The organism is Tateyamaria pelophila (assembly GCF_019966495.1).
Lineage (GTDB): Bacteria > Pseudomonadota > Alphaproteobacteria > Rhodobacterales > Rhodobacteraceae > Tateyamaria > Tateyamaria pelophila.
The window spans coordinates 1-10,647 of record NZ_JAIMIA010000138.1; the positions used below are offsets into that span (position 1 = coordinate 1).

The 10,647-nt window shown below is 57.8% G+C and carries 9 protein-coding genes, 1 pseudogene and 1 riboswitch; of the genes and pseudogenes, 1 reads left to right on the plus strand and 9 read right to left on the minus strand.

What is annotated here, in order from left to right; genetic code table 11:
• Window positions 1–91 precede the first annotated feature (91 nt).
• From LC354_RS27955 to rpsA, 4 genes and pseudogenes are all read right to left on the minus strand, one after another.
• Window positions 92–694, minus strand: a complete 603-nt coding sequence (locus LC354_RS27955) for a TetR/AcrR family transcriptional regulator (protein ID WP_223428464.1) — start codon at window positions 692–694, stop codon at window positions 92–94.
• 46 nt (window positions 695–740) lie between these two features.
• Window positions 741–1,541, minus strand: a pseudogene (locus tag LC354_RS23775) (DUF2145 domain-containing protein).
• 25 nt (window positions 1,542–1,566) lie between these two features.
• Entirely contained in the window at window positions 1,567–1,896 is a 330-nt protein-coding gene (locus tag LC354_RS23780) for a hypothetical protein (RefSeq protein WP_223428465.1), read from the minus strand.
• A 156-nt stretch (window positions 1,897–2,052) separates the two neighbouring features.
• Window positions 2,053–3,753 carry a 30S ribosomal protein S1 gene (rpsA, locus tag LC354_RS23785; protein ID WP_223428466.1) on the minus strand — a complete coding sequence of 567 codons (1,701 nt, stop codon included), beginning with the start codon at window positions 3,751–3,753 and terminating at the stop codon, window positions 2,053–2,055.
• Between the two features lie 370 nt (window positions 3,754–4,123).
• Here rpsA and LC354_RS23790 point away from each other — a divergent pair, with 370 nt between their 5' ends.
• Window positions 4,124–4,906 carry an FkbM family methyltransferase gene (locus LC354_RS23790; RefSeq protein WP_223428467.1) on the plus strand — a complete coding sequence of 261 codons (783 nt, stop codon included), beginning with the start codon at window positions 4,124–4,126 and terminating at the stop codon, window positions 4,904–4,906.
• 175 nt (window positions 4,907–5,081) lie between these two features.
• Here the strand turns inward: LC354_RS23790 and metK are convergent, their stop codons facing one another.
• The 5 genes from metK to LC354_RS23815 all read right to left on the minus strand — a co-directional run bounded on the left by metK (window position 5,082) and on the right by LC354_RS23815 (window position 10,315).
• Window positions 5,082–6,263 (minus strand): methionine adenosyltransferase, encoded by a 1,182-nt coding sequence (gene metK, locus LC354_RS23795; protein ID WP_223428468.1) that lies wholly within the window; start codon window positions 6,261–6,263, stop codon window positions 5,082–5,084.
• A 3-nt stretch (window positions 6,264–6,266) separates the two neighbouring features.
• Window positions 6,267–6,317: riboswitch (SAM-SAH riboswitch) on the minus strand.
• A gap of 9 nt (window positions 6,318–6,326) precedes the next feature.
• Complete coding sequence (gene lnt / locus LC354_RS23800; RefSeq protein ID WP_223428469.1) at window positions 6,327–7,841, minus strand: apolipoprotein N-acyltransferase; 1,515 nt, start codon at window positions 7,839–7,841, stop codon at window positions 6,327–6,329.
• Entirely contained in the window at window positions 7,838–8,725 is an 888-nt protein-coding gene (locus LC354_RS23805; protein ID WP_223428470.1) for a hemolysin family protein, read from the minus strand. The genes lnt and LC354_RS23805 overlap by 4 nt, the downstream gene beginning before the upstream one ends.
• A gap of 41 nt (window positions 8,726–8,766) precedes the next feature.
• Window positions 8,767–9,255 carry an rRNA maturation RNase YbeY gene (gene ybeY / locus LC354_RS23810; protein ID WP_223428472.1) on the minus strand — a complete coding sequence of 163 codons (489 nt, stop codon included), beginning with the start codon at window positions 9,253–9,255 and terminating at the stop codon, window positions 8,767–8,769.
• A 67-nt stretch (window positions 9,256–9,322) separates the two neighbouring features.
• Entirely contained in the window at window positions 9,323–10,315 is a 993-nt protein-coding gene (locus LC354_RS23815; protein ID WP_223428471.1) for a PhoH family protein, read from the minus strand.
• Between the last annotated feature and the right edge of the window lie 332 nt (window positions 10,316–10,647).

Below are 10,647 nucleotides of genomic sequence, written 5' to 3' on the forward strand. Positions count from 1 at the left end.
AAGGCCTATATCAAATGGGAATGCCAGGATGCGTGATCATGCCAAATCCGAATTTCCAGACGTGGGGTTGCTCAATCCAGACACGTGCCGCTCACACATCGGCAGGGGCCGCGCGAAAAGTTGCGTCAATCAAATCACCAATGAACGTCCGCGCCAGTTTTGGCTCCATCGTGACAATGGTGGCGCGGCAGGCCAGAGACACCAATCCATGCACCGACGCCCAAAGCATCAGGTAGAACTGCCGCTGCTGTTCAGAGTTCGCATTGGCCTCTCCCGCTTCGATCAGCATGTCGAGCAATCCTTGTTGAAGCGCAAGCGTTTTGGCGTCGGGTTCGAGATTGTTGCGGTGCTCGAACAGCAAGAACCAGCGTTCCGGTTCGGCCAGAGCGAAATCAAAATAGGCTTCTCCCAAGGCCACCAGGCGTGCGCGTCGATCGTGCGATGCAGTTTCGATGGCCTGCTGCAGATTGCTTGCCAGCATTCTGGCACACCTTGCGTTGATTGCGCGAAAGACCCCGTCGAGATCCCCGAATGCGTTGTAAAGTGACCCGACCGAGATGTTCAGTTCCTTGGCCAGTCCACGTGCCTGAAGCGCATCGGCCCCAATTTTCGAAGACGATGCGCTCTGCCACAGGGATGGCGCGGGCTCTGATATCGGCCAGGTTTCGTTGGCGCCGAGAGGATTTGGGATCACCAGTCATCCCCGGGGAAATGCCGTCATCACAGCGCGGTGTCAAATCTCAGAACCGCGTGATACCCTTGGGCGTGGCACGATAGATGTCCTGGGCGAGGTCATGTTGATCCATGAAGCGAGCGATGGCGCCAAATGTCGTGGTGCGCACCGTTTGCCCGTGATCCGTCGTCACGAGTGCCCTAGAAGCCAAAGGCGCGAAAAATCGGTTTCCACCACCCATGGCAATCGTCTGCGGTTCGAAATGCGCGTTGATATTGGCCTTGATCTGCTCGAGATTTCCAGTGCCATACAGGCTGGCGATCAGCACGTTGAGTGTGTGCTCTGTGCAGTTTTGAAACTGGTTCGTGTTGGGGTTTGCCAGCACCGAGTAGTTGGCATTGTGCAGATCGGAATAGGTCGCACTCGAGATCGTCCTGAGAAGTTTTGCCTGAAGACGGGCGTCGGGGATGATAATGCCCGCGTCCAGCGTGTAGACCCCGGCGAAAAAGTTGGCGAGCGATTCCTATATCAGGTCACTGCGGTTGCCGTTATCCGCGCGTTGGTAGAGGTTGTACACCCGGTAGCCGCGTCCCGTGCCACCATCTGACCGGGTGATTTGCGAATACACCCAATAGGCCACATGCGTATAATTCACATCTTGAGGCAAGGAATTAGGATTGCGACCGATACGCCCGACAATCACAACTCGGGCGCCGCGCGCGGCGAGGTCGGTCTGGATTTTGTCAGAAAAGGCGGTGACTTGATGCGTCGGCAAATGCTTGGCCCCTGTCTCGCTGCTCCCCGCCACTGAAAACGACGGGAGCAGCAAGGCCAAGGTGATGAAAATGATCGAAAGAATACGCGTCATTGAAATTCCTTTCTATCAATTGGGATCAATCCAGGGTCGGTGCCGCATTGGGCGTCACGGTGTCGCCTCCATTGACCGACAATGTCCCAAATGTACTCAACTCAACACCTGCATCAATCGCACCGGTACCGATGCTTTCCAACGCAGAGCCCGTAACGGCAATCACCGAGCCCGCCGCGACGATCGGCACCGCCACAATCGAAGCCGTCCCAGTTGCGATGGCGGCAGAGCCGTGCCCGACAGCTTGACTACTATGCTGGAGAGCTTGTTCGGAATGTTGGCTGCTTGGGTCGGCAAAAGCGGGAATAACAAAGGCGGACAGTGCGATGGCGAGCAGTGTGGATCGAATTGTCATTGGGTTTGTCCATTTATGAACAACGTTCACAAAAATTGTAGACTGCTGTTTTTACCTGACTCTTTTAACACTCCCTCATTAATTTCGAACTGCGCGCACAAAAAAGCCCCACGCAAACTGCGCGGGGCTTTCTGTTCCTCCAAACAGAGGAAGTGTTTAGTCGTCGCCAGATTTCAGAGCGGCGCCGAGGATATCACCAAGCGATGCACCGGAGTCGGAAGAGCCATATTGTTCCACGGCTTCTTTCTCTTCGGCAATCTCGCGCGCTTTGATCGACACACCCAGACGGCGGGTCTTGCTGTCGATATTGGTAATGCGCACGTCAACCTTGTCACCAACCGAGAAACGCTCGGGGCGTTGTTCGGCACGGTCACGGCTGAGATCGGAGCGACGGATGAAGGATTTCATGCCTTCATATTCCACTTCGACGCCGCCATCTTCGATGGCTGTCACTTCGACGGTCACGATCGAGCCGCGCTTCACGCCGCCAACCGCTTCCGCGAACTTGTCGCCGCCGATGGCTTTGATGGAAAGCGAAATACGCTCTTTCTCGACATCCACTTCGGACACAACGGCTTGAACCGTATCGCCCTTGCGGTAGTCTTGGATCGCTTCTTCGCCGCGCTGGTCCCAGCTGAGGTCGGAGAGGTGAACCATGCCGTCGATGTCGCCTTCGAGACCAACAAACAGACCGAATTCGGTGATGTTCTTGACTTCGCCTTCGACTTCCGTGCCCTCAGGGTGTGTTTCTGCAAACACTTCCCATGGGTTACGCATGGTCTGTTTCAGACCCAGAGAGACGCGACGCTTGGCGCCGTCGATTTCCAGCACCATGACTTCAACCTCTTGCGAGGTGGAGACGATCTTGCCGGGGTGGACGTTTTTCTTGGTCCACGACATCTCGGAGACGTGCACCAGACCTTCGACGCCGGGCTCAAGCTCAACAAAGGCACCGTAATCGGTGATGTTGGTCACGCGGCCAGTGTGCGACGATTCCAGCGGGTATTTGGCAGCAACCAGATCCCATGGATCTTCTTGCAATTGCTTCATGCCCAAGGAGATTCGGTGGGTTTCCTTGTTGATCTTGATGACCTGCACCTTGATCGTCTCGCCGATTGTCAGGATTTCCGACGGGTGGTTGACGCGACGCCATGCCATGTCGGTGACGTGCAGCAGGCCGTCTACGCCGCCGAGGTCCACAAACGCACCATATTCGGTGATGTTCTTGACCACGCCGTCGACAGTCTGACCTTCGGTCAGGTTGCCGATGACTTCAGCGCGCTGTTCGGCACGTGATTCTTCAAGGATTGCACGACGCGACACAACGATGTTGCCCCGGCGGCGGTCCATTTTCAGAATCTGGAACGGCTGTTTCAGACCCATCAGCGGGCCTGCGTCACGCACGGGGCGGACGTCAACTTGTGAACCGGGCAGGAACGCTACAGCGCCGCCCAGATCAACGGTAAAGCCACCTTTGACACGGCCAAAGATCGCGCCTTCGACGCGCGCTTCGCCAGCATAGGCAGTCTCGAGCCGATCCCAGGCTTCTTCACGGCGCGCCATTTCGCGGGAAATGACAGCCTCGCCTTTGGCGTTTTCAGCCGAGCGGAGATACACTTCAACTTCGTCTCCGACGTTGATTTCAGGTGCTTCACCGGGATTTGCGAATTCTTTGAGCTCAACGCGGCCTTCCATCTTGTAGCCTACGTCGATGATGGCTTGGCCCGCTTCGATCGCGATAACCTTGCCTTTGACCACGGTTCCCTCTTCGGGCGTGTCCATTTCGAAGCTTTCTTGCAGGAGGGCTTCGAATTCCTCCATCATTTTATCAGCCATGTGGCGTCGTTTTCCTAACATCTGCGTTTTTCGGGCCGTGCGGTTGTCTCCGCCGGTCTTGGAATTTCATTGGTCCGGTGCAAACGCAAAACAAAGAGGGCCGGATGTTTCCGACCCTGCTCGTCTCGATGTCTGGCGGTGTTTACACCTTAGCGACGGAGGGGCGTATAGCGCCAAACCCGCTGTGCTGCAAGCCCATGTGGCGATGCGTTGCCTGTTTCAATGGCCCCAACGGCATTCATATGGCTACGGGCATGTCGCAAGCTGAGGCGTGCCCGGCACAATTTAACCGGTGTGGAACTTTTCCGGTTTAGAACGCCTTGAAGCGGAGGGTGTTGCGGACTGCGGTAAAATGGACAACCCTTGCCACAATTAATAATGGAGACTCATAGTGGTCCATGAGATTGAGTTGAACGGCAGAACTTTCAGTACCCAGCAGGGCGTCAACGACCGCTTTTGGCGGCGTGTTGCGCGCGGCAAGTGGGAACCCGACACACTTGCAATCTTCGACACCTACGTCGATTCGGATACCTTGGTTATCGATGTGGGTGCATGGATCGGGCCAACCGTGCTTTATGCCGCTCCGCGGGCGGCCAGCTGCGTCGGATTTGAGCCCGACAAGATCGCCTATGCCGAGCTCAATGCAAATCTGGAGCTGAACAAGCGCCAGACCTGGGCCAAGAACGTCAAGATCTACGACGACGCCATTCACCCCAGCGGCGAGCCCATTGTCATCGGCTCGAATGGCGAGGGCGGCGATTCCATGACCAGTGCGCTTTTGCAAAACCGCGAAAACAACTGGACCGTGAACACCCAGCGTCTGCAGGATGTGATCGCCAGAGATCGTGGCAGCGCCAAGAAGGTCTTTGTGAAGGTCGATATCGAGGGCGGCGAGTACGAGCTCATTCCTGACATCAAGGAAATCCTGACCGCGCCCGACCACACATTCCTGATCGCGTTGCATCATCGCCGCCTGTGGAAGTCGATCAAGCAGCGGCACAATTCCGACCCCAAATGGCGGGACGAGTTGATTGCGACTCTGACAACGCTCGTCGACGCCCTGCCGTGGGACCGCGAGATCCTTGCTCATGACAACAGCGTGCTCACCCGCGAAGACCTCATGACGCATGTGGTGAAGGGCGACTTCCCAACCGACAGCCTGATCATTCGGTGAAACCGCGCCGTGCGGTCGAACACGCGAGGAAGGCAGCTGTTATCGCCGCCTATCCTTTGTCAGCCGCACCGGCACCCCCTCTTTCGAAATCCCGGTCGATCTGAATTTCGAAGCACTCTCCGGCAAGCGCCACCGCTATGGGCCGACAACAGGTGTCGCCGCCCCCTTGCTGTGTCTAGACTTCTTTTTCCAGTGCTTCGGCCAGATCGGTGCGTTCCCAACTGAACCCGCCATCTTCATCCGGAGCACGACCGAAATGACCGTAAGCGGCAGTCCGTTGATAGATCGGTCGGTTCAATGACAGATGCTCTCGAATGCCGCGCGGCGTCAGATCCATGACCTTGGAGACAGCCGCTTCAATGGCAGCATCCTCGACTTGCCCGGTTCCAAAAGTGTCACAATAGATCGACAGCGGGCGTGACACGCCGATGGCATAGCTCAATTGGATCGTGCAGCGATCCGCCATGCCTGCCGCGACCACGTTCTTGGCCAGATAGCGCGCAGCGTAAGCCGCCGAGCGGTCCACCTTGGTCGGGTCTTTGCCAGAGAACGCACCGCCGCCATGCGGGGCGGCCCCGCCATAGGTATCGACGATGATCTTGCGGCCTGTCAGCCCTGCGTCCCCATCGGGGCCGCCAATGACGAATTTGCCGGTCGGGTTCACGTGCCATTCGGTGTCATCCGTCAGCCAGCCATCGGGCAGCACTTCGTGGATGTAAGGGCTGACGAGCGCGCGGATGTCGGCGCTGGTCAGGTCTTCGTCCAAATGCTGGGTCGACAGAACGAGCGACCTGACACCGACCGGTTTGCCATCACGGTAGATGACGGAAAGCTGAGATTTGGCATCGGGCCCGAGGGCAGGCTCGGTGCCATCCTTGCGCACCTCTGCAAGGCGCCGCAGCATGGCGTGCGCGTAGTGGATCGGGGCGGGCATGAGGGCATCGGTTTCATTGGTGGCATAGCCGAACATGATCCCCTGATCGCCCGCGCCTTCTTCTTTTTCATTGCTTGCATCAACGCCCTGCGCAATGTGGGCGGATTGTTCGTGCAACAGATTGGTGATTTCGCAGGTTTTCCAGTGGAATTTTTCCTGCTCATAGCCGATGTCCTTGATACAGGCCCGCGCGATTTCATCGATATGCTGCATGTATTGAGACAGTTTGTCCTGATCACTCAGGCCAACTTCGCCCCCGATCACGACACGATTGGTCGTCGCGAAGGTCTCGCACGCCACGCGCGCTTCGGGCTCTTCGGCCAGAAGGGCGTCGAGAACAGCGTCAGAAATCCTGTCGCAGACCTTATCCGGGTGGCCCTCGGAAACAGATTCCGAGGTGAAAGTGAAATTCTGACGGGACATAAGTGCTCCAATGCATTTTTCGTCTGTCGCGTCAGGAAGCCGTTGCGACAGGGTCAGGTGGCATTACGCGTCCGGCGCGCCCGCGTCAATGCCACCGACAGCACGCCGTCGTGCGCGTGTAACAATGACGCCGATCAGACCGATCAACGTGAGGATGATCCATGGGACGTCACCCGTACGACTGTAAAGCGTGGGCGCTCCTGCCATGGGCAATGCCGCATCCAGATAACCCGCCGTGTTGAGCCCCAGAAACGCCGTAATCCGCCCCCTTGGATCGATCACGGCCGATATCCCGGTGTTGGCAGCCCGTACCATTGGCAGCCCCTGTTCGATGGCGCGCATACGAGCCTGGGCCAGATGCTGCTGCGGCCCGGAGCGCTTGCCGAACCACGCATCATTGGTCAGTTGCATCAAGAAGCTGGGGCGTGTCGCTGTGCCGCCCACATCATGAGCAAAAACGGCCTCGTAACAGATCAGCGGGAGCGCTTTGCCAAGTGCGCCAAAATCCAGCAGACGCGGCCCGGGCCCGGCCGCGTAACTGCCTTCCACCCGCGCCGCCAGTCCGCCAACGTTGATATGGCGAAAGAACCACTCAAACGGCATGTATTCCCCGAACGGAACCAGGTGATGCTTGTCATAGGTCTGAGTGACCTGCCCCGCGCTGTCGAGGACGACGAGGCTGTTGAAATAATCTTGTGCCTCACGCCGTTGAATGCCGAGGACGACCGGCGCGCCCCGAGCGGCCTCGGCAATCACGTCAAACACCACTTGCGCGTTTTCGACCAGATAAGGCAGAGCGGTTTCCGGCCAGATCACAAGACCGGGAACGTCTCCGGCAGCCGTATACTCAATTTGGCGATTGACGAAGACCGGGATGTTCTCCGGCAGCCATTTTTCGTCCTGTGGCGCATTGGGTTGGACAAGTCGAACGGTGTGCTCCGTGAGAGGACTGGGGCCCGCGAGAGGGGGCATCAGGATCGATGCAAGCGCCACACAAAGCACGGCGCCCCGCATCCATAGCAGTGGTACGGCGGCGATCATGGCCGCCAGGCCCAAAAGGCCCAGCATCATGCCGTGCGGGCCAAACCAGGCCAATCCCTGCCCGGCAAGCGCATTGACGAGCGCCTGCGGCGGTGTCGCCCAAGGAAATCCCGTGAAGAGATAGGCGCGCAACATCTCTGCACCGGTCCACGCAAACACGAGCGCCACGGGATGCCCGCCGACCCAGCGAGCAAAGGCCAGCGCCCCGGCCCAGAACACGCCCAGAAGCGCGGCCAGCAACACGGCCGCGAAGGGCGCCATCCATCCGGTTGTCGCCACATCGACCTGAAACGGCTCCGTGATCCACGTGAGCGTCAGTCCGAAATAGCCTGTCCCCAAGGCCCAGCCCAGCCACCATGCGTCACGCGTTCGATCCGTCCGGCGGACAAGTCCGAACCCCGCGACCAGCGTGAGCAGTATTGCCGGCGCGAACTCGAAGGGCGCATGAGATAATGCTCCGCACGCCCCAAAGATCAGAGCCAGCACCAGATACCACCAGCGAGGCGGCGCCGAAAACCGGGCCGCACGGCTGATCACGTGGCGGCGTCCTTACCCTGCAGTCGGACACGCATACGCTTGACGCGGCGCGGGTCGGCATCGGTGACTTCGAATTCAGGGCCGTCGGGGTGCGGTACGACCTCACCACGGGCGGGCACTCGGCCGGCGAGCATAACGACGAGGCCACCCAAAGTATCGATCTCTTCCTCGTCCACATCATCATGGGTGGTCAGGGAAAATCCGATTTCTTCCTCAAAATCTTCAAGTGGGGTCTTGGCCAAGGCCAGATAGCACCCGGTCTTTTCGCGGGTGAAATGCGCACCTTCGTCGACGTCATGTTCGTCTTCAATCTCTCCGATGACTTGCTCGATCAGGTCTTCGATCGTGACCAACCCGTCGACCCCGCCATATTCGTCGATGACCAGCGCCATGTGCCGCCGCTCTGTCTGCATCTTGGTCAGCAAGACACCGATGGTCATGGAGGGGGGCACGAACAAAAGCGGCCGCAATTGCGCGCGCAAATCGAAATTATCGGCGCCGCCGTTGAACCCGTGGTTCAGTGCAATATCCTTGAGGTGTGCGAATCCAATCGGTGTATCGAGCGTGCCTTCGTATACTGGTAGACGGGTCAGGCCACTTTCCTTGAAGACTTCCACCAATTCGTCCAGTGTCACTGTGTCCGGGACGGCGGTGATGTCGGCCGTGGGTACAGCAACATCCTCTACCCGCATCCTGCGCAGGTTGATCATCCCGTGGCTTTGCGGCCGCTGGCTGCCATTTTCGGTCGGCTCTATGTCAGTGTCCGATGGGCTGAGCGCGCCAATCACGCGCGCAAAAAATCCACTATTTTGTGACGTACTACCTGTGTCACTGTCTGATTGCGCGCTTTGCGCCGCGTCAGACGATCCGTCGTTTTCGCCCATTGGCTCCTGTCCAGTTTTAAAGCGCTATCGCGCCGATATCCCTAATATGGGTCAGGCAACCCCATGCTGCCAAGTATTTTGACCTCTATCGCTTCCATGCGGGTGGCATCAAGGTCACGAATGTGATCGTAGCCCAGCAAATGTAACGTTCCGTGAACAAGCAAATGGGTGACGTGATCGGTCATGGGTTTGTTTTGCTGCACCGCCTCCCGGGCGCATGTGTCATAGGCGATCGCGATGTCACCCAAGCCGATTGTTCCGGTGTGGTCGGGCCTTGGCACTTGCGGCGCATCACCATCCTGATCCGGAGCGAGATCGTCTTCGGGCCAGCTGAGCACGTTTGTGGCCGCAGCCTTGCCGCGAAAATCACAGTTCAGCGCTTTAATCCGCACATCATCGCAGCCCAGTACGGAAAGCTCTGCGGCTTGAATGTTCTGATCTTGCAGCGTCGCTTCGATCGCCCGCGTAGCAAGACTTGCAAGATCCAGTGCTGCCCACCGATCATCTTCGATCAGAATATCAAGTTCTATTGGCATCTGTCGGCACCGGGGGCCAGCCCCCGGACCCCCGGAGTTCTTCTGGCAAGATGAAAGCAGATCATGAGCCCTGTGTGTCGGCCTCGTAGGCTTCGATCACTGCAGCGACAAGGGGATGTCGCACCACATCCTTGGATGTGAAGTAATTGAAACTGATTTTTGGCACCGATTTCAGGAGCCGTTCCGCGTCGGCGAGGCCAGAGGGGACACCGCGGGGCAGATCGACCTGGGTGCGGTCGCCGGTTATGACCATCCGGCTGCCTTCGCCCAAACGGGTCAGGAACATCTTCGTCTGCATGGTGGTTGCGTTTTGTGCCTCGTCCAGCACGACGAAGGCCCGGCTGAGCGTGCGCCCCCGCATGAAGGCGAGCGGCGCAATCTCGATTGTCTTTTCTTCCTTGAGCTTCGCCAGTTGTTTGCCCGGCAGGAAATCATTCAGCGCGTCGTAGAGCGGTTGCATATAAGGATCGACTTTTTCTTCCTGAGTGCCGGGCAGAAAGCCAAGACGTTCACCTGCTTCAACGGCCGGCCGACACAGAATGATCCGGTCAACCTGCCCTGAAATGAACATCGATACACCGACGGCAACGGCCAGATAGGTCTTGCCCGTGCCCGCCGGGCCAATGCCAAAGGCCATTTCATTCTCGAAAAGAGACTGCACATAGGCCTTCTGGGCCTCGGTGCGCGGTTCTACCAGTTTCTTTCTTGTTTTGATTTCGATCCGGTTGCCCACAGGCATCTCAAGCTGGTCACCGGAACGTGTTCCTGTGTCTGTTTCCGACGGGCCCATGCGCAACTCACGGTCCACATCTGCAGGCTCAACCCCTTTGCCCGTTTCAAGACGCAAGTAGAGCGCATTCAAAACGGCGCTGGCGCGGCTTTGCGCGTCGTCTTCCCCCATGATGGCAAGCACGTTTCCACGACGGATAATCTGCACTTCCAGAGCGGTTTCCACCGCGGTCAGGTGACTGTCATACGGACCGCATAAGTCAATCAACAATCTGTTGTCTGGAAATTCGAGAACCACTTCGGTCGGCGGATGATCTAGGGTCAAGACCTACTCCTGAGTCGGTGTCTCTTCAGCGTTACAAGTTCAGGCGCAAGGCGCAACTGCCTGTATGCTGATTCAATACAATTCAAACAAAAAAGACTAAAACCTGTGCCCGACGTTAGCTTTCTTGAAACGGTCGGGTACACATTGCTGTTTCGTACGGTTGAGGAGGCTCGAGGCTCGGTTAACGTCGGTGATCGCTTGATCCATTTGGGGCGAGAATGCGTTGTTTGCTTCAGCCCTCTTGTTTGCTCCAGGGTATCCGTCCGGTGTCGCCGCTCTGACGGGATGATGGAGTGCCTGCTAGATGTCCACCATCGGTAGTGGACATCTTG